The organism is Vibrio pelagius (assembly GCF_024347575.1).
Taxonomy (GTDB): domain Bacteria; phylum Pseudomonadota; class Gammaproteobacteria; order Enterobacterales; family Vibrionaceae; genus Vibrio; species Vibrio pelagius.
The window spans coordinates 699856-720996 of sequence record NZ_AP025503.1; the positions used below are offsets into that span (position 1 = coordinate 699856).

Consider the following 21141-nt stretch of genomic DNA (forward strand, 5'->3'; position numbering starts at 1 on the left):
TAGAAGCTTCGAACTCAGTTCGGGGCTTTTTGTTTTTTTGAAGCCAATCGCCAGAATGATCATTTACTCAACCTAAGTTTTCGATAACTGGATTACCTCAAATACGGTTTATAGATTAAAATTTTATTATAATTTTTATTGGTTTTGTTTAACCCCTATTTGATAAAGGTAAATTCGCAATGTCGACCAAACTAGCTAACCCAGCGCCACTTGGCTTAATGGGTTTCGGTATGACCACTATTCTTCTTAATATTCACAACGCAGGTTTCTTCCCGATTGATTCGATGATCCTAGCGATGGGTATTTTCTATGGTGGTTTGAGCCAAGTGATTGTCGGCACTATGTGCTTTAAGCGTGGTGACACGTTCGGTACGACAGCATTTACTTCTTACGGTCTATTTTGGTTGACACTGGTTGGTCTGATCGTAATGCCTTACATGGGCCTACCAGCAAGCCCAGCAAGCTTTATGGGCTGGTATCTACTACTGTGGGGCGTATTCACAGGCTTCATGTTCATCGGATCTTTATGCTACCCAGTCGCGAAGCAAGTGGTCTTCGGCTCTCTAACGATTCTATTCTTCCTACTAGCAGCGCGTGACTTCACGGGTAGCGAACTTATCGGCACCATCGCTGGTTTTGAAGGTATCTTCTGTGGCGCTTCTGCTATCTACTTTGCAATGGCTCAAGTGATCAACAACGAATACGGTCGCACAGTATTGCCAATCGGTGAGAAGAAAGCACCGCAAGTTGCAACGCAAGAGATCGCAGCTTAAGACCGGTTTTTGAGAACAGGCTTAAGAGACAGGAAAACAAAACGGGTTAGCCGACATGGCTAACCCGTTTTTTATTATCGCTGAATAGACCTTACAGCATCTATCCAGCTTAGGCGTTTACTTACGCAGATGGCTGTTCAACTGGTTTGCTGTCAGCTGTTTCAGCTTCAGGTGATTTACCTGTTACGCGCTTGTATTTACCTTCCCAGTAAGTTGCACCTTTGATGCCAAGTTTAACTGGGTTGAATGTGTACTCAGTCACGCCTTTCTTCTGTTGCTCTTCGTAATCTTTCAGCGCTTTCAGAGCTGGTTTAGACATGAAGAAGATAATCAGAATACCGACGATGTTTAGCCAAGCCATCAGACCTACACCCACATCACCCATTGCCCATGCAAGGTTGGCGGTTTTCACTGTACCGTAGAATACTGCAGTGATAAGAACCGCTTTCAGAGCAAACATCATACCTGGAATCTTAATAGTACGACGTAGGTACGCGATGTTCGTTTCTGCAATGTAGTAGTAAGCAAGAATAGTTGTGAACGCGAAGAAGAACAGAGCGAACGCAATGAATGGTTTACCAACACCTGGTAGAGCACTTTCGATTGCAAGCTGTGTAAATACAGGGCCGTTCGCGCCGATATCTGCAGCTAGGTTCTGTACTAGGAATGCGCCTTCTGCACCACCGTGTACGTTGTATGCACCAGTGATAAGAATCATGAACGCAGTTGCTGAACATACTAGTAGCGTATCGATGTAGATAGAGAAAGATTGAACCAGACCTTGTTGTGCAGGGTGCTCAACGCTTGCAGCCGCTGCCGCGTGAGGACCAGTACCTTGACCTGCTTCGTTAGAGTAAACACCACGCTTAACACCCCAACCGATAGCAGCACCAACACCCGCCATAGGCGTAAATGCATCACCAACAATCATACCGAAGATGCGTGGCACTTCACCAATGTTTAGAAGGATGATAACGAAAGCAATCACGATGTAAGCTAGCGCCATGAAAGGAACCACGATTTGCGTGAAGTTCGCAATACGCTTAACACCACCGAAGATGATGAACGCTAGGATGATCGCAATAACAGTACCAGTGAAAACTTTAGCAAAACTGAACGTACCGATAGCTGTTTCGATCATGTCGCCTGTGCCAAACGCTGCTTCTACCGCATTACCGATGCTGTTTGACTGCACGCCTGGTAGTAGAACACCACAAGCAAAGATTGTCGCGATAGCGAAGATCCACGCGTACCATTTCTGACCCATAGCTTTTTCGATGTAGTAAGCTGGACCACCACGGAACTCGCCTTCATCTTCTTCTTTATAGATTTGAGCCAGTGTTGATTCTGCAAACGCCGTTGCCGCGCCAAAGAAGGCAACAACCCACATCCAGAATACCGCACCAGGACCACCAAAACCGATTGCCGCAGCAACACCAGCAATATTACCTGTACCTACACGGCCAGAAAGCGAAACAGCAAGTGCTTGAAAAGATGAGATACCTTTACTTGAGCTTTTGCCAGATAACAACAAACGCCACATTTCAAAAAAGTGACGAACTTGAACAAATCGGGTCATTATGGAGTAGAACAAACCTGCGCCTAGACACAAGTAAATCAGTACCGGACTCCAGATTATTCCATTCAAAAAATCAACGAATGACTGCATGAGTATTTTTCCCTGTTAGTTGTACTTATGATTGTTTTTCGTACAACACAATACTTCACATGTAATGCTCTTGTTAAATTATTTGTCTATCTAAGCTTAATAGTGTGATATATCGCATGTTATTGAGAGCTTTTGTTAACGATAAGTTCTATTTTTCCGTTCGCCATTCGACATATAGATGCAGTTTATTGCATATCTAGTTATATTTCACGGATGCTTTTCATTGGTCGTTTGCTTAAAAACTACAGTTGATCATGGAGTTAGCTATCGCAGAGTTAGTGAAACGAATTTGCTATCGCGATACTCGTTTCGTCTTAAATTAGTCAGTTGACACACTAAACCCACACCCCTCAAGTACTTTGGTCAACGTGGATTGAGCTTTTGGCTCACTATGAATCAAATGGATAGATTTTGGTGGGGGAGTGATGCCCTCGATAAAGCGCATGAGATCGCTTTGACCCGCGTGAGCCGAATAGCCCGACATAGTATGAATTTGTGCATTCACCGGAATATGAGCTTGGTCGATCTCTACAGACTCAACCCTTTGCTGCAACGCGCGACCTAATGTTCCGTGCGCTTGGTAACCCGCTAGAATCACATCCGTTCTCTTATCGGGCAGCAGTGCCGATAGGTAATTCATAATTCGTCCCCCTTGACACATCCCCGATGCCGCGATAACGATCGCAGGCTCTGCTGTTGATTTCAGCCTATTGACCAGTTTCTTATGGGCACGGTGATCATCAATCGTAATGCACTGCTCGAACGCCAATGGATTGCGGTGTTCTGCTAATCTCTGTTTCGCTTCCTCTCCCCATAGCTCTTTAAATTGGCGATAGGAGCGGGTGATCTTGTGTGCCATTGGCGAGTCAAGAATGATGGGCAGTTGGCGACTCAGAGAACGTTGCTCGATCATCTGTTCAATATCAAACAATAGTTCTTGTGTTCTTCCAACGCTAAAAGCGGGAATAAGGATTGCGCCACCATCTTCTAGTGAGTGATCAATAATGCGGTTTAGTGTTTCTGCACGCTCAGCGATATTGGAATGATTGCTCGCACCGTAGGTCGATTCAATATACAGATAGTCGGCTCGTTCAGGTGACACAGGGTCTGGCAGTAGAGGAGTGTTACTTGGGCCAAGGTCCCCAGAAAACACCACGACCTCTTCATTCGGCAATTTAACCTCAATATAAGCAGAACCAAGTATGTGCCCAGCGGGTTGAAAACGAGCATAAAGAGTATTTGGCCTACCATGATCTTTTTGCTTGTTGAGGTGAGGCGCTCGCGGAATTGGAAACCACTGATGATAGGCTTGGGGCTGTATTAGTGAGTGAATTCTTTTGAGGATTAGCTTTCGTTGGCGGTGGCTAAAGCCTTGCAGTTTCAACCCATCTTCAATCATTAGCGGGGCAATAGCGGCCGTCGCTTTGGTACATATGATTGGTTGATTAAAACCAGTCGCCAGCAGCCATGGAATACGACCAATATGATCAATATGGCTATGAGTAAGCAGCAAAGCGTTTAGATGCTGAGTCTTAAACTCAACGTCTAATGGGCGTGTATCTGCACCTTGAAACAGCCCACAATCAATCAGTATTGCTTGGTCTTCCACTCTCAGTTCATGGCAAGAGCCCGTAACTGTATGTTTACCACCGTGATGAATAACCTGCATTCGTCGCTCCTATCAAAGCCAACCTCAATTGTGCTAATCGGGACGGGCAAAGAAAATAGCAGCGATGAGAGTTGCGAGGCCGCGAGCGATAAAATGTAACTGAGCCTTCACTCAGCCCCATTGACGCGAGATATCACTCTGCTTATTGAGTCGAACTTTTACGTGTATCGATCTTTGGACTGGCTTCAGCCTCTAAGCGCGCGACTTCTGCATCAAGCTGGGCGATTTTTTCCGCCATTACAGCGTGGCAATGATCGGCAAGCTCTCTGGCATCACTCAGTTGGTAGCCCGATACATCAATAGGTGCGAGCATTTCAGTGATCACTATACCGTTGTTGGCGCGATTCAAATCAATCTTGTTGTGAGTGGTACTGGTACACATTGGGGTAATAGGCACACCTGCTTCAATTGCCATTCGGAACGCACCGGTTTTAAAAGGCAAGAGCCCACGGCCTTTGCTACGAGTACCTTCTGGGTAAACCCATACCGATAGGTCTCTTTGGTGAATCGCCTCAGCCACTTGCTTAATCGTATCTCTGGCTTTGGACTTGTCTTCACGATTGATCAAAATGTTACCCGTGATCCAATACAAAACACCAAAGAATGGAATCCACAGTAGATCGCGTTTACCCAGTGATACGGTGCGCGGCCTTAGCATTCCCGGATCGGTGACAAAATCAAACACACTCTGGTGATTCGAAATGTACACGCTGTTTTTCGGCGTTGGCGCGTTCTCTAGCCCGCGCTGAATAATTGTAAGGCCAAGGATCTTTTGCAGTTGATTGAACCAGCGACAGAAGAAATACACATGCTTAGGGTTTTTAGGGCTAAACAGACAGAAAACAAGCGCACTCAGTGTCGTGGTAACCACAAACACCGTAGCCAAAATAAGACGAAGAACAGTAAGCACAGCCGACTCCTTTCCACTGCACATTGGCAGTATTCAAACCGTTGAAGAAGATTAGAGCTTCAGTTCTATTTAACCAAGTTGCAACATTTTGAGAGCGGCAGACATCAAGAGTGAGAGATGTATATAAAACCGCAGCCAAGAATCTAGGGTATCAGCACACACGTGTTCACTGGCTATGTAATTGAACCCATAGGTCTTTGTTTGGATCTTGGTTTTCTACCCAGACTGGATCTTCACGAGATTCTAGATACAACTGAAGCCCGTTATAAGACATAAAAGCGGCTGGGCCACCGAGGTGTTCAAAGTAATCGAAGTAGTCATCTTCGAGTGAACATAGATGATCTAAGTCTTTCACTTTATGTGCTAAAGCCCATTGGATGGCAAATTTAGGTGCGATGCTGCCAGAGATGTTGACCTCTTCAGCATCCTCATCAAAAGTTAGCTCGGAGCGTTGTCTTTCAAGGTCAATTTCTTCTTGTTCTGATTCTTGTTGTAGCACTTCATCTACGATATCTAAACGGGCTGCTTTAGAAGCATTTTTATTAAGCTTAGCGATTCGTAATGCATAGCCAAATCGAGCTGGTGTAACGATATCAACCAACTGGGTGAGCAACTCTTTGTTGACCCCAGCTGCTTTAACAAAGTAATCGATACATGAATACACATTGGCGTAGCGGGTACTATCAAACTCAAAACCAGCAGATTCGTCATAAACATTGAGAGGGATAGTATCAATAGCTAAAGACCAACCTGGGTAATCGACCCTTTGTTTCGCGATCTGATACATTTTCCAGGCACTTTTGCCAAAGCCACCCAAGATTGCTCCAGAGAACTCACAGTCTATTAACTCTTGCTCTGTCCAGTTCTCACCTATCCCGAGATGTTTAGCATACTTGTTGATTAACGCCTGTTTAATTTTATCTCTCAGTACCCAAATGGAAGTGACGCTTTTTGGATAGCTGATGCTTTGGCATTCACCACAAGTTGGGATTGCTAATGGCGGGTGCTCGAGCTTAGCGATTGACTCGGCAGATTTAGGGAACTCAAAGCTATTACTGGACGGCTCCCCACAGAACCAACAGGTGTGGCGCGAGTTGAAGGGGATGTCTATGTATGAGTGTTGCGTCATTAGTGCTTATCCTTCTAACGTCCAGTATTTTTATAGCTTATCCATAACTTTCCATCAGGTTCATTCTCTAATGAAATCTAGTTGTATACATAACTAGCTTTTCAATAGGTTATCTTTCGCATGAATTTATACGGTGTATCGTTTAACGTGCGAGATTGCCTGAAATTGGTAAGTCATCGAGCATTATCTATAAGTCGTTAAGCCTTTTCGGTATTTCATTTTTGATTAGGAATCAGAGAACAAACTTATCAATTTCGAGTTTGAAAGAAGAATTGAGATGCTAGACCTCCCTTGTAGTCTGGTGCAAAAACGGTAAAATGAAGCGCAAATATTTTTGATTTATATATGATTACCTCTCGCGTTTAAATTGTTGTTTTTAAATGATTTTTCTTTTGTTTTCTGTGAGGGGGAAAGTTATCTTAGGGTCGATTTTGAATAAATATACAGCACGATTTTCTGGACACCAAACTTTTCCACTTCGTTATGGGTGGCTTTATAAATTTTATCAGACTAGTCAGCTTGAAGGCTTCGATACACTTTCTACTGATGAGTTAATGGTTGAGTGGGGTGTAGGCAAGAATATGGTCGATGGAATAAAATATTGGGCCGGACGTGTAGGTATCTATGATCAGACAGATGGCCATAAGGTCAGCGATGAGTACTTTCACATCGATCAACAAGATGAACACTTAGAAAACATAAGCTCATTGTGGCTTATTCATTGGCTTCTATGCAGAGACGTATCCGAACTGACAGCTTATCGTATATTTTTTAATTTTTATAATGGACAAAAGGTTGATAAAGAGTCACTTCTAGTGTTCATAAAAGAGTTGTTTGCAACAAAACAGTTTGAATCAGATACCAAGAAAAAGAGCATATTACAATTACCTGCAGACAATAGTTTAACGAAAGACATCAGCACCTTCTTTTTGACTTATGCAAAAAGTAAAACAAGTAAAGTTTCGGAAGATAGTTTCTCTTCTCCGTTAAGTGAATTAGGGCTGTTGAAGCAACTTGATAGGCAGAAGTTTTTGTGTGAGTTGGAGCCAAGGAACAGTTTAAGCGATCAAGTTTTCACATTTGCTTTAATTGATTACTTTTCGATGTTATCGGGTAAAGGCGGCGCTACAACGATGTCATTTGACTCATTCTTACTTGAGCCTGGTAGCCCAGCCCGCGTTTTCCGCATGGCTCAGACAGAGGTAGAAAATAGATTAGAACAAGCTTCAAAGCTGACATCTGGGTCAATCGGTTGGACGGATACTCAAGGCCTTCGTCAAATACAAATCAAAGATATCGCTGTATTAAAAAACAAAAATACCTTTCTCGCTAAGATTTATAAGTAGGTCGTCGTGTCTAATTTAAAAGAACATATCAATGTCAATATTCGCTTTCAACGTTCAACACGTATAGATTCAGATTTAGATTTTGAAGGCAAATTTTTTAATGGCTTTGTATTTCATGGTACCGCAGAAAATACTTTAAGAACGATAGCAGAAGGTTACCAACAGTCTAATCGGAAAACTTATACAGTTACAGGTCCATATGGTACTGGGAAATCAACTGTAGCCCTTTTGCTAGCAGGTTTACTGTCTTCAGAAAGAAATCTTAGAAATATTGCTTCAGAAGTTGTTAAGCCTGAGTTCTCTGAATTTTTTTACAAGAAAATTCCAGTAGTCAATGGTTGGTTTGTCGTTAAATCTGTGTGTAGTTTTGAGTCTCCAATTACAGCATTATGGTCATCTATAATAGCTGAATCTGAAGCTCATAATATCGACCTTTCTCATATCCCAACCCCAAAAGATGAGAAGTCTTTTTTTGCGGCGTTCAGCAAAGTAATGAAGTTAGTTGAAAGTTCTCTTGATGGGATTGTTATTTTATTTGATGAAATGGGTAAATCGTTAGAGTTCCTTAACTCGAAGCAACTAGATCTTCAATTTTTTCAAGATTTTGCTGAAAAAATGGCACGTAAAGATTTCCCTGTTTTGTTTGTAGGCTTCTTACATCAAGCATTTGCTGAATACGCTCGTGGACAATCACAATCTGTGAAGGAAGGGTGGGCTAAAGTACAAGGCCGTTACACTGATCTACTGTTCAATGTCTCTGAAGATGAAACAGTAACGTTGATTGGCAATAGTATTGTACAAGAGCCTTCTTACAGGGTTAATAGCTCGGTTGTCGAAAGTACTCTTAAAGCACTAGAAGATACACGGATATCTAAGTCAATAAATATTAAGGCTAAGCTAGAATCAGCATTGCCTCTGCATCCATTAACTACCCTTTTACTTGGGCCATTATCTAAACGCCGATTTAGCCAAAATGAACGGAGTACATTTGGTTTTCTAGGCTCGGTAGAAAATCATGGTTTTCAGTCATTTATTGGGAGCAATAAAGCAGAAGTACTCTACCGTCTTTCAGATTTGTATGATTACATCGAGACGAATTTAGATCACTTAATACTTTCTTCGCCTGATGCAAGAGCGTGGTCGGAAGCAAAAGATGCAGTTGAGCGTACGCAAGCAAGAGAAAAAGGGTTTGTTGAAGAGCTAATTAAGACTGTCGCGATTTTGAATATGTTCGGTCGTAAACTAGGGCTTTACTCTACGAAGAGTGTCTTGCATGCAGCATTAGACGAATATAACTCAGATGAAATAGATTTGTCTCTTGATAAACTCAAAGAACAAAACCTTATCGTTTATCGCAAGCACCTGCAGTCCTATGCCGTATTTGAAGGAAGCGATGTTGATATTGATGAAGAGCTTGAGAATGAAAGAATTAAACAGAGCAGTAGTGATGAATGGAAAAAGTTTCTAGAAACTAAATCCGATCATGTTGTTGCTAAAAGTCATTATCATGAAGTGGGTGTTTTACGCTGGATGAAAATGGTTTTTGAAACCGGCAGTTTTGATGGTGCTAAGTTCAAGAAAAAGAACAAGCTAAACTCAACTGAATTCTCAGTTTTCATTTTACTGACGTCGGGCGATGCAGATATTGCAAATATTATTTCTAAACAATACCCGGAATATGTTTTTGGAACAGCACCAAGTGCTATTGACCAATTAAAGTCGATTATTAATGATTTAATCTGTCTAGATAACATTTCACGACATAATCCAGTCATTCAACATGACCGTATTGCTCGAAGAGAATTGGAATATCGTATTAACTTAACGCAAGTTGCGTTCGATAATGTCTATGCTGATTTGTTTGATAGTGCAACTTGGTACAACAAAGGTAAAAAGACTGAAGGTGTAAACCTATCAACCGTGGCAAGTAACGTCGCAAAAGATCTTTACCCACAATGCCCGCGACTTTATAACGAATTGATCAATCGAGCTAAACCTTCGGGGGCCGCTGTTTCGGCTAGAAAGAAGTTGATGGTTAAGATGGTTGAAGAGTATTTTGAAAAAGACCTCGCCATTGTCGGAACTCCGCCAGAAATGGCAATGTATAAATCTTGTTTACAAAATCTAAATTTGCATACAGCAAATAGTGAAGGCGATTTTGATTTTGTAATGCCAACAATTGAGCCTAGATTAAAAGGAGCTCAGAAAAAACAACAGCAGAAAGTATATGAACTGTGGAATGATGCAATTAGTCATGTAAAAAAACGCAGTGTTGATGGTGTAGTTCCTCTTAGTGATATTGTCGACCTTTGGTCGGCTGAACCTTATGGTTTAACAAGTGGCTTAATTCCAATCTGGACTCTATCTCTTGTGTTAGCACAAAGAGATAATCTCGCTTTCTATGATAAAGACGTAACAAATAAGTTTATCTATATAACAGGTGCCGATGAAGAGTTCGTAAATAAACTAATTAAAGAGCCACGGAGCGTAGGTGTAAGGTACTTTGAAGATGATGGCGTAAAAAAAAGCTACATTGAATCTTTATGTAGAATAATAAATAAGTCAGACGCAACGAAAAGTACACTTTATGCAGCTCAAGGTTTTGTTTCTTTTGTTGCAAGTCTATCGGGGTGGGTAAAGAGCACACAACAATTATCGAATAACGCAAGAGCATTTAGGCTAGTGGCTTTAAAGGCCGATGACCCTAATAAGTTTTTGCTTGAAGATTTGCCTGCGGTTCTGCATACCAAAGACGATGAAGAGTTAGTGAGCGTTATAACTGAGGTTTGTGACGAGCTGAAGTCTGCTCATAGAAGAATGTTGAGTGAGTTCAGAGGACGCATTAATACATTATTCAATGGGCCTGTAAACGCAGCGTTTCTTGAACGGGCAATTAGTGTTGAAAATTATACTGCTGATTCAGGCTTGAAGACTTTCGCTAGACGTCTTGGTGAATTTACTAGTAAAGATACTGACGAATGGACGTCTAATATGATCTCCTTTTTGTCAGCTAAAGCTGAACGGAATTGGAATGATTTAGCAATAGAGAAGGCCAACTCAGAGCTGGTTGTATTTGTAGAACGCTTCAAATTAGCTGAGTACTTCGCTAATAATATCGGGAATGTTGATAAATCGTTAGAAGATAAAGATCATCAAGATACTCTCAATCAAATAGACAAAATGCTATCTGGTGTATCAGTACAAGAGCAGAAAATTATTCTAATGAAGTCTCTTGAAGCGTTGCTAGGAGAAAAATCAAAATGATAGACCCCAATAAGAAACAACTCCATGTACTCGGGTTATCAGGCGGTAAAGATAGCGCTGCGTTAGCTATTTACATGCGTGACAAGCACCCGGAAGTTGATTTGACTTATTACTTTACTGATACCGGTAAGGAATTACCTGAGGTGATTGAGTTTGTAAATCGATTAGAGGGCTATATAGGTAAGAAAATCATAGATCCCTACGAGGAGATTTGCACGTCAAACCGAGAGAAAAAGGACTTTGATTACTGGTTGAAAGAGCACAATGACTATCTGCCTTCACCACAAGCTCGTTGGTGCACTATACAAATGAAGCTCGTTCCATTTGAGAAGTGGATTCAAAAGTATTTAGATGAAGGTTATCAAGTAATTACATATGTTGGCATCAGAGCCGATGAGCCTTATCGCGAAGGGTACCAGGCAACAAGTAATCGTGACATTGTTACTGTAATGCCGTTTCGGGATGATGGTATTGATTTGGCGGGCGTCAAAGATATTTTACAGCAAGCAGATTTGTTCGCTGATACGGAAGAAGCTCGAAATAACCCCAAGAGTGCCCAAGCTCAAGGGTTGCCTGGATATTATGATTGGAGGTCGCGTAGTGGCTGTACATTCTGTTTCTATCAAAGAAAAATCGAATGGGTTCGCCTGCGAGAGCGTCATCCAGAGGCATTCGAAGAAGCCAAAAATTACGAGAAGAGGGCTGAGGATGACGAGGGTAATGGCACATTCTATTGGCTAGGAAAAGATACTCCTTTATCCACACTCGAGGATCCGAAGCGAATTGCTCGTATAAAATCTGAGCATGATAAGAAACGTGAGCGCTTTTTAAAACGCAAACGAATCAATGTCCTGCAAGTCGATGTAAGTGATGTGGACCGAGATTTTATGGATGAAATTTACGATGAGCAGGAAGGCGGCGGTGCTTGTGTAGCCTGTTATAAATAAAGGCTTTGTTGCATAATTCGCGTGAACTAAGTTATGACCTTACGGTGATATCAATGAAAACCACTCAACGATATGTCATCATAGAGCCGGTTTTGTTAACCATTAAGTAATTAACTGGTGAATAAGGCTATAACCAAAAGGTGAGCGTTGATGCGCTCATTTTTCTCCTATATTGCGCGTGGCTTTGATATCGGTTTGAATTGACGACTAAACTGGTTCTGAGTTCTGAAACAATGACACAGTCCATGATGGAGCCGTCAGCCTTACAATTGTTACTGACAGCCGATACTTTTAAGGAGTATATGTAGAGCAGCGACTCTGCTAGAAATTTTAAGAGTTTAGCGGTTCACTACTGGTTCTTCATTCATAATGACTACTGATTAGTGGCGGTATCATGTTCAACAATTCTTCTTGTTCATTACATCTCCGCATACTTTTTCCTCCACGTGTAGAACATCGCGTGAGAAATGGCATACTTGCGACATATTTTTTAGCAGGTCAGAGACTCTGTGTATCGACTAATACACAACCCTTAGGATTTCCTATCGACTTGAATATAATTTCGAAAACAATGCCAAAAATCGGTAAAGAGTGAAATTGTGAGGTATATCGTACCTTTACCTGCTTGAAAATTATTATTTTTTTTGTTTTAGTTAAAATATATACATAGCTTGACGAACACTAGTTGTTTCATTGTAAACCTCAGTTAAAATATCACTAGTGAATAGATATAAGCGTTTTGTGAAAAATTCGACCATATATGGAAGGAATTGTTAATGTCCTGGAAAATAAACAAATGGATAAAGTATTTAGAAGGTTATTGTCAAGGTAAAAATCAAATTCAAGACGAATATGTTAGGAAAGTTGCTTCAAACTTAGGGCTAGAGCAACCTTTGAATATTAAGTTTGAATGGCAAAAACAAATAACTCAACAATTTGAATCTAAGGATAGTCACGGAGTAATAATTCTCACTGGTACAGCTGGGGACGGAAAGACTAAGTTATGCCGGGACATAGTAAAGCAAATTGAAGGAGAGTTATTTGATGAAGATGACTGGAATAGTAAGAGCTTCTTTAGAAGTAATGAAAAAACCATAGTTAAAGATTTTTCTGAACTTTCTTCAGAAAATACTTCAATTATTATCAATGAACTTATTGATGTGTTACGTAATGGCTTTACTAATAAACCTATTTTGATAGCAGTAAATGATGGTATTTTGGTGGATGAAATTGACAGCTTTATTTCATCAGAAAATGATTTAGACCTAATTAAAAAAGCAAGACAATTAAAAGAAATTATTGAAGATAAGATAAATTTAGGTTTTAGTTCATGTTCTCAGCAAGAACTCATAAAACTGGTTAATCTTTCTAAATTAAATGCTAAAGATAATTTTTCATTAATTATCGATGAGATTTTGAGTCACTCCGGGTGGGAGTCATGTGACTCTTGTGAAGGAAAGAAGTCTAATTATTGTCCTATTTATCAAAAATATAGCCTTCTGAGGTCAAAGCCTCATATTAAAGAGAATCTAAGTAATATTATTTTGCTACTGCAATTGAATAATGAGCATTTTACAATTCGAGAGCTTTTAAATCTCGCTACAAATACTATTTTAGCTTCTACGCCTAAAGCGAAACATTTAAAAGTAACTAAAAAAGAAAATAACTACCAAATTTTCACGTGCAATCGAATAAAAAGGTTAGCTGACCGTGACGGACTCAATTATGAGTCATCAATTGAAGTAGGTTTTTGGGGGATGAACCTTGGTCCTCATAAAATGCATAATGCGAGACCATATTCAGAAATTAACAAGCTCAATTTTGGTGAACTATCTACAAATTATTGGGATAACTTACTAAAATGTAAAGAAAGTAGAGATATTGAAATTCCTTTAGATGATTTTAATGAATTATTTGATTCTAAAAAATCTGTAGAAAGTGGAATTGATCCTGAACTTTGGGGAGCTATTGTAAGACGCTCAAGAATGCAACTTTATTGCTATCAAAACAATGACGCAAGATCGTATGAGCTTCAAAAATTTTCAAGCTTCACTTATTTCAAAAGTAACGTTTATCAAAATCTCGTAGCTAATGATGACTGTGATGATGTTGAAGTGATTTCCCTTATTGTATTGGCATTGAACAGGGTATTTCACGGCAGATATATCTCTGAAGGTACAGGGAAAGACCGGTTGTATGTTCCTGAAAAAGATCAAGGTTCGATTACACCCATATCAATATTCCATGGTGATGATGTAAGAGATAGAGATATTATTATTAATAAGGTTAAAGGTGATTTTGAGTTAACAGGATCACGAATAGAGCCTGTTATAGAGTTTTATATTGATCGGGATGTTAAGCTGAAGTTAACTTTAACTGTCGAGCTATTCGACTTTTTACATAAAGTTGCTAAAGGCTCTCCACCAAATACGACTAACCCTAGACTTTATAAGAAATTATTAATTTTCAGATCTAAACTAGCTTCCCAAATAAGTAAAAACTCAAGGGCTTCGGGAAAAAGAATAGATACTTATAAAATTAACAGTGGAGAGTTTAGGTCTTCAGCTTTAAAGGTAAACCATGGATAGCTTACACACTTATTCTTCTGAGTTAAAAAAACAATACTCGATAAAACATATTCCTATTATTGAAAATATTTGGGGTCACAGATTTAGGCAAGATCAAACCCCATCAATTCTATTTTTTGAGCTTTTATGCATCATTGAAAGTCAGCTTCGCGCGAAGGAAGCAGGACTAATTGATGCCATTTTTTCTCCAGAAAATAACACTTTGTATTTTAAACATAGACAATTTTTTAAGCTTAGAATTCTTATATATCAAAATGAAATATTAGAAACTATCATCAACTCAGAGCTATCAGAAGAGAAGAAATGGCAAAGGCAGTTTGAATACCTTAAAGCAATAGAAGGCGATTTATATAGGTTTTCTGATGATGATATTGATCATATTAAGAACAACTTCGAGTCATTTGATAGCTTTTATATTGCGATAAAAATATTAAGTTCATTGACTTTTGATCCTTTATCTAAAAAAAGGTGGACATCAAAGTTCATTTATCCAATATCATCAGATTATGTCTGGTGTGACTTTGATAACAAAAAGTCTACTGAAGACCGAAGGTTTTTTTGTCGAGGTGGTGAATTAGTGTACCTAATGTTGTGCCGCTCTGACCAAGATACTCGAATTGAATTAGAACAATATTTCGAGTCATGGTTAGAAAAACAAAACACTTCATTTTCTACCATCGCTAAGTTATTGGTGCGAGAAGAAGAACGTATTCAATTATCTGAAACTAGTCGTAAGAGTCTAGGCTATCTACCATATAACTCCCTGAGTCTATTTGATGAGCTTGCCAAAGATTTAAAGCAGGTGCTGTCGTTAGATTTAGAAAGATTAGATAAAGTAAAGGTAATGATTGACCTCATTGGCTACCATACTGGCAACTATATATTAGCAATTGGTGAAACTTACCATAACAGCTCTGATGCTAAAGAATTAAAACGTCCTACCTATATTTCAGAGGTTTTGTCCAAGGCAACTAACAGTATTAGAAAAACATCAATTCAAAGCATTTCAACTCAAAGAAATAAGTTGAAAAGGTGTTTAGATTCGAGAGTTAATGCAGTTATAGAGCTATACGCTTCTGAGCTTGAGAATGTTGAAGAGAGTGAGCGAGAAAGCTTCAAAGAATCAGAAATAAAAAGTGCTCATAAATACTTAATAGACCATATTTCAAATTATCCTAATGTTTGTTTTAGAGAAATAGGTTTTTTGTCTAAAAAGAATACAAGAAGCTACAGGTATGTTCTTACTGAAGACTTTCTTCACTCACTAGTCGTTACCACTCTTGGCAATAATAAGCGGCTTGAATTTAATAAATTTGTAAAAGTGTTAAAGGATAAATATTCCATTTTTATAGATGCCTCTCCTACTGCGCATAATGAATTAATTCAAAGGGATCTAAATCGAAACTCTAAAGAACTTGCTTCTTTGTTGTATCAAATGGGAATGTTAAGGCACCTATCAGACGCTTGTAGTTATGTAATTAATCCGTACAGGGAGGATTCGGTATGAGATCTCTTGCAAAATATTTTTATGAGATTGTTAAAAAAGAATATCGAGATTGGTGTGAATCAAATAAAGGAAGTGGAATACCTGGTCGCTTTGTTTTAAAAGAATTTGATGCAAATTTGGTTGAAGAAATTATCAATAATATTAATTCTAATCATGATTTTCCAATCAAGCCTTTAGGTTCAGATGATGGTTTTATCGTTGTCGTTGAAAAACATGAGCAGTATCAAAATGTTGAAATTGATAAGCATAGTTTTTCGGAAATGGCTCATGAAAGAAATAGAGAAGGGAATTTCTTTTGCTTAATGTTGATGGCAGAAATTAAGCCTACAATGGAGCAAGTTCGAGGCATTGATCAAAGTACGGTATTTGAGCAAACCGAAATAACAAAGTGGGTCGAATTGGCGAAGCGCCAACATACTGAGCAAGCTTTCTTTATTGATGAATATGTAGCTGAACTTTCTAAGTTTGTCTCTGAGTTAACCAACTCTAAATGGAATGCCAGACCTTTTATTGAAATAGACAAGATTAATGCCTTTATTGATGGGGTAATTGAAGAAACTATTAGAGATGGAAAGTTTTATTATGCTCTAGGTAAGAGTTGTGTTCACTTAGGCGGTATAAATAGGCTTGAAGAGTTCTTACCTCTTAAAAACTCGGGCGGTTCATATCGTCGAATATTTAGGTCAATCGTAACTAAAACGTTGTTCAAAGATATAAATTTTTGGCGAGCAATTAATAAAGACAAAGAGGTTGAGCTGTCTGAAATAAAAAATAATATCGATACAATTAAGCAATCCGGAAACGACTATGATGAGTTTTGCATAGATATTTTAAAGTATTTTACAGCGTTTTATCAAGAAGACAGAAAATTAACTGTCGCTCAAAAACAAGAGTTACAAAAACTTTACGATTGCTCTTTTCCATATCCTTCAGTATTACAGGTAAAAAGCGCAAAGCCGAAATTTTTATTAGGTGCAGAAACTCAAGTATTCTTAGCTGACAACGATATTGATTTGGAAGAAGAATACATTGAATTACTTGGATTAGTAGATAACTCACCGTCTCAGAAACCAGAAATTAACGATCTTAGAAAGTTTTACTTTAGCTATTCCAAGGACATTTCTGAAAACTCAAAGCTAGATAAAGCGTGGCTGAAAGAAATCACGGGATCTAAAATTACTGAATGTAATGATTTGATAACTGGACTATTAGAGGTTTTATCAAAGTCTGTTTTACTAAATGACTTAGGTGATGATGAAATAGTTCTCAGCCTAGCAAAAGATAGGACAAGAAGAAGTTTAGAGCGGAAGAACTGGTATGCAATCAATTACTTTAATAATGAATATAAAGATCTAGCGTCCTTTTGGTCTCAGTTCGGAGATAATTTTAAAGTTGAATTTGGCAAAGTCTTCAATGAAGGTTTTGCTTCATCAGTCGACTCAAAAAATCGAAAAAACGGTGAGTCCAAAGCTGTAAATGAGCTTTCATTTAGAGTTATTAGGCGTAAGAAAGGCGGTGATGACCTTATTGATAGTTGGGAACTAAAATGGATTTTTAATCCTTATGGATTTGAATCATCTAAATATTTAGATTTTGCAAAAATCTCAGATAGAAAAGGATTTTTTCATAAATACGACCTATCATTGGATCCACTCTTTATAAAGAGAGCAGAAAGCACTCCAACAATTACAAACATTCATATGTTTTTAGCTGTAAGCACAAGCATGAAGAAAGGTGCAGTTGTTAAGAAATCTGATAAAGAAACAGATGTTTTTGAAAAATTATTGGAAGACTTGAAAAACCATAATCACCTTAGCCATGATGGTCATACTCAAGTGATGGAGTCATTTTCTGACTTTTTCAAATGTTGGAAAAACACAGCAGATTTATTTTACCTTAATCCATTGTGTTCGGTTGATGATGAGCTTGAAGTCAAATTAAGAAGCCTAATTGAGCTTATATATTCCTTAAGTTCAAGCAAAGAAATAAATAATGCTTTAGTATATGAGTTGTTAAGCGCTCATACGATTAACGTTACAGAAAATGCAAATTATTGTATTTACCTTCCGTGGTCTCCGTATAGCCTGTTAATGCAATCTCAAAGAAATCTTATGTTAAAGAATATTAGCTCACAGTTCGCTAATAAATCTTTAAGTATTGCGAATAAAAGTGATGGTGTTTTAGCAAAGCTTTTCAGAGAACTTTTTGACAATAATGGTAAAAGCTTGTTTCTTAAGAAACTCGATGATAACAGCTATTCTGACTTGGTCTCAACAAATTCAAAATCTGGATACTACGAGTTTGGAAAATTAAGTACTTCAAAAAATGCAATAAACGACTCTGAAATAAAATCAGTTATTAATGCAACGGCTATAAAGTTTTTAGAAACATACCCTAATGAACGCCACCACCTGCAGATATTGTGTATAGGGCTCACTTCTTATGAACATTTACTTTCAGTATATGATGAGTTGTTAAAAATATCGGACAATCACGAAGAGAAATTATCAATATCGTTAGTGTTTAATTGTAGTAATCGGAAAGCTTTAGATAGCGTTTATCAAACTATTTGTGAGAGCTTCGATACTAACCGAGTTGACTCTAATATTACGATTCGGATCGTTAATGATATTGATGAGGTAGAAGATGGAGAGATAGATCTTATCTATAATTTTGATCCATTATTTGCTCATAATAAAGTTGCAGAGGTTGCTCCTCAGTATATTCAAAGAGAGTTTGATGCATTGAGCTGGGAGTATTGTGCATCAAGAAAAGTACCTTCTGATCCTATTGCTAGAAAAACACAGTTTTCGATGAATAACCATGTTAATGATAGTAAAGGGCAACTTTTTCTGTCTACATTTTTAAAAGTAAATAACCGACATGAGTCAACTTCTTTTTGTAGAGAAGTTAGTCAAGTAGGCTTGAAAGATGAAATATCGAAAGGATTAAGTAAGTGTAATTGGCTTATTATTTATGACTATTTATTAAGTAAAGAAACGCTAAATGCATGTAGTGAAAATGATCCGGTAGATAGCTCAGATAATAGCCGAAGAGTTTTGAGATATATTCAAGGTGAAGGTAGCAAACGTTCTTTAGCTATTATTACAGATAAAGAAACGCAATATATTACTAAGAATTTAAACTCTGATATGCGCGATTGGCAACTGGTTCACCCTGAAAAAGTCGAGGATTTAGTTGATAAAATATTCTCTATGTCAAACTCATTCAGCAGTGATACGTTGCTAAGATCTGTAGGTAACGGTAAGTTTTCTCATGACCTTGTAGGGACTGCGGGAGCTGCTTGGCTTCTTGAGAGCATTTATGACAAAGACTCAAAAATTTCAGATATCTTTTGGGTTCACTTAGATGATTATTTAAGCTGGTTTAAATCTTCTATCGAAGATGATGCATTTAAGTCGATTGGCCGAACCGTAAATTATATTTCTGATTTATTGGGGGTTTATATATATCAAAATGAATCGGGTGTTACTACAATCAACTTGATTGTCAGTGAGTCAAAATTAACAAACGGCTCAACAGAACAGTCCGTTAAATCTTGCAAACAAGTTAAGTCAACTGTTGATCTAATATCATCAATGTTGCGCTCATACGAAGACATTGACTTTGAATATTGGCTGAATAAATTCTACGAGTTTATCGTTGGACATTTTAAATTCGATCCTAGTAAGTTTGAGTTCTATGACCTTATCGCATTAGATAAAAAAGCAGTGAATATCAATGTTTCAGGGTTATCAGTGGTGTTTCATTACGATAACGCTCAAGTTGGTACGTCTTCAGATGTTGTTTTTGACACTGATTATTTATGCCAACTGAAATTAAGTTCAGCAGACACAAAGCAAGTATTTCAGTCGCTAGTAGATGAAAGTCCATTAAGGTTATTTGATAGATTTAACTTCTCAAAACTATCGTTAAATAAATCGATTAATACAGATTCACTTATCGATAATAATGATACAAGCTCCACTGAAAGTGAAAGATTACCCGAAAATTCGTCAGCTACTTTAAGTGAAGTAGAAGAAAATGTCTCAAATGTTGATAGTCCTGAACCTACTACGGTAGAATATACAAAAGCTCTAGAAAAGGGTGATAAAAGGCTAAGCGGAGAAAAGTCTTCACTGGAAATAATTAATCACTGTATTGGTTACTTAGAGACGAATATAGATGAAATCGAAAAAAATGAGATCGATATCAATTCAATAAAAGCCAATATTCGTAAGATTTTTGGGCACGCAAATCTCCCTTCCAACTTCTCAGAAAGCTTAGTAACTCCAAATTCGATAGTAATTAAGTTGCACGGTGATGTGAATTTAAGCCCTAGTAAAGTTCTCAAACTTAAAGATAACTTTCTCTCGGTCGTGGGATTGTCACTACGTCGTGTATATCCCGATAAAGGCGTGATGGTACTGGTTTTTGATCGTGATAAGCGAGCTACAGTCTATTTTGGTAAGTTACTAAATAATAGTTTAGAAGAACGTAAGGCTACCATAGAGCAAGATTTCAATAATAAGATCATGCTCGGTCAGGATGAATTTAGTGAAAGTAGCGTTTTCTTTAAATTAGATGGTGCAAGCCCTCATGCCTTAATTGGTGGTCAAACGAAATCTGGTAAATCTATTTTGATGAATAATATGATAATCGACTTATTGATGACCAATTCTCCAGATAATTTGAAATTAAGGTTGTTTGACCCTAAGCAAGTTGAGTTTGCGGCATACTCTAAAGCGCCTCATTTAGCTCATCCAGTTGTGCTAAATAAAGAGGAAGCTGTTGAAAGATTAAAAGAGCTCGAGAGTTTGATGAATGAGCGTTATACGCATCTCATGACTTTGAATGTTAAAGACTTTGAGGCATACAATCGTAAGTACCCTAGTGAGCGAATGTCTAGAGAAGTGGTCTTTTTTGATGAGCTTGCAGATTGGATATTAGATAACGCGTTTAAGGCGGAAGCTAAAGATATTATTGTTCGACTTTCTTCAAAAGGCCGTGCTGCTGGAATACATTTGGTTTTGGCAACACAACGGCCTAGTGCTGATGTGGTCTTCCCACTCTTACGGGCAAATTTAGACACCAAAATTGCCTTAAAGGTTGATAGAGATCAGAACTCTGAAATCATTCTAGGGGAATCTGGGGCAGAAAGTCTGTTGGGATACGGACATGGAATTGTTAAGACTGAGGGAGAAACATACTCGATTCAAGTTGGTTTCACTGATACGCAGGTATTTGATGGGCTGGTTGAAAAAGTAGTCGAATATTGGTCATAAACAATTCAACTTTCAGCAATGCTGGGGTAATTCGCATAGGTTTGACTGTAACAA

The 21141-nt window shown here is 38.3% G+C and carries 11 protein-coding genes; 7 read left to right on the forward strand and 4 right to left on the reverse strand.

The features are described 5' to 3' along the window. The first annotated feature begins 179 nt into the window (after positions 1–179). A complete protein-coding gene (locus vsple_RS03095; RefSeq protein WP_032551341.1) occupies positions 180–773 on the forward strand; it encodes an acetate uptake transporter in 594 nt (197 codons plus the stop codon). A gap of 121 nt (positions 774–894) precedes the next feature. Here vsple_RS03095 and vsple_RS03100 read toward each other — a convergent pair whose 3' ends face one another. The 4 genes from vsple_RS03100 to vsple_RS03115 all read right to left on the reverse strand — a co-directional run bounded on the left by vsple_RS03100 (position 895) and on the right by vsple_RS03115 (position 6150). After that, positions 895–2442, reverse strand: coding sequence for an alanine/glycine:cation symporter family protein (locus vsple_RS03100; RefSeq protein ID WP_261882638.1), 1548 nt, complete (start codon positions 2440–2442; stop codon positions 895–897). A 319-nt stretch (positions 2443–2761) separates the two neighbouring features. Beyond that, positions 2762–4111: an MBL fold metallo-hydrolase gene (locus tag vsple_RS03105; RefSeq protein ID WP_261882639.1), complete on the reverse strand. Its 1350-nt coding sequence runs from the start codon at positions 4109–4111 to the stop codon at positions 2762–2764. Positions 4112–4253: 142 nt separating this feature from the next. Continuing rightward, positions 4254–5021 carry a 1-acylglycerol-3-phosphate O-acyltransferase gene (locus vsple_RS03110; RefSeq protein ID WP_261882640.1) on the reverse strand — a complete coding sequence of 256 codons (768 nt, stop codon included), beginning with the start codon at positions 5019–5021 and terminating at the stop codon, positions 4254–4256. 166 nt (positions 5022–5187) lie between these two features. Then, on the reverse strand, positions 5188–6150 hold the full coding sequence (locus tag vsple_RS03115; protein ID WP_261882641.1) for a hypothetical protein: 963 nt from the start codon (positions 6148–6150) through the stop codon (positions 5188–5190). 431 nt (positions 6151–6581) lie between these two features. Between vsple_RS03115 and vsple_RS03120 the strand changes: the two genes are divergently transcribed. From vsple_RS03120 to vsple_RS03145, 6 genes are all read left to right on the forward strand, one after another. After that, positions 6582–7496: a DUF4007 family protein gene (locus tag vsple_RS03120; RefSeq protein ID WP_261882642.1), complete on the forward strand. Its 915-nt coding sequence runs from the start codon at positions 6582–6584 to the stop codon at positions 7494–7496. Positions 7497–7502: 6 nt separating this feature from the next. Then, on the forward strand, positions 7503–10760 hold the full coding sequence (locus tag vsple_RS03125; RefSeq protein WP_261882643.1) for a hypothetical protein: 3258 nt from the start codon (positions 7503–7505) through the stop codon (positions 10758–10760). Continuing rightward, positions 10757–11707 (forward strand): phosphoadenosine phosphosulfate reductase family protein, encoded by a 951-nt coding sequence (locus vsple_RS03130; protein ID WP_261882644.1) that lies wholly within the window; start codon positions 10757–10759, stop codon positions 11705–11707. The genes vsple_RS03125 and vsple_RS03130 overlap by 4 nt, the downstream gene beginning before the upstream one ends. A 776-nt stretch (positions 11708–12483) precedes the next feature. Next, on the forward strand, positions 12484–14295 hold the full coding sequence (locus vsple_RS03135) for a hypothetical protein (protein ID WP_261882645.1): 1812 nt from the start codon (positions 12484–12486) through the stop codon (positions 14293–14295). Next, complete coding sequence (locus vsple_RS03140) at positions 14288–15802, forward strand: hypothetical protein (protein ID WP_261882646.1); 1515 nt, start codon at positions 14288–14290, stop codon at positions 15800–15802. The genes vsple_RS03135 and vsple_RS03140 overlap by 8 nt, the downstream gene beginning before the upstream one ends. Then, positions 15799–21087 (forward strand): FtsK/SpoIIIE domain-containing protein, encoded by a 5289-nt coding sequence (locus vsple_RS03145; protein ID WP_261882647.1) that lies wholly within the window; start codon positions 15799–15801, stop codon positions 21085–21087. Before vsple_RS03140 ends, vsple_RS03145 begins: the two co-directional genes overlap by 4 nt. Positions 21088–21141 lie beyond the last annotated feature (54 nt).

What these genes read in the sequence shown, in the direction of transcription:
- vsple_RS03105 (WP_261882639.1), bottom strand. Translation starts at nt 4,111, where the DNA reads ATGCAGGTTATTCATCACGGTGGTAAACATACAGTTACGGGCTCTTGC.
- vsple_RS03145 (WP_261882647.1), top strand. Translation starts at nt 15,799, where the DNA reads ATGAGATCTCTTGCAAAATATTTTTATGAGATTGTTAAAAAAGAATAT.
- vsple_RS03135 (WP_261882645.1), top strand. Translation starts at nt 12,484, where the DNA reads ATGTCCTGGAAAATAAACAAATGGATAAAGTATTTAGAAGGTTATTGT.
- vsple_RS03095 (WP_032551341.1), top strand. Translation starts at nt 180, where the DNA reads ATGTCGACCAAACTAGCTAACCCAGCGCCACTTGGCTTAATGGGTTTC.
- vsple_RS03140 (WP_261882646.1), top strand. Translation starts at nt 14,288, where the DNA reads ATGGATAGCTTACACACTTATTCTTCTGAGTTAAAAAAACAATACTCG.
- vsple_RS03100 (WP_261882638.1), bottom strand. Translation starts at nt 2,442, where the DNA reads ATGCAGTCATTCGTTGATTTTTTGAATGGAATAATCTGGAGTCCGGTA.
- vsple_RS03130 (WP_261882644.1), top strand. Translation starts at nt 10,757, where the DNA reads ATGATAGACCCCAATAAGAAACAACTCCATGTACTCGGGTTATCAGGC.
- vsple_RS03115 (WP_261882641.1), bottom strand. Translation starts at nt 6,150, where the DNA reads ATGACGCAACACTCATACATAGACATCCCCTTCAACTCGCGCCACACC.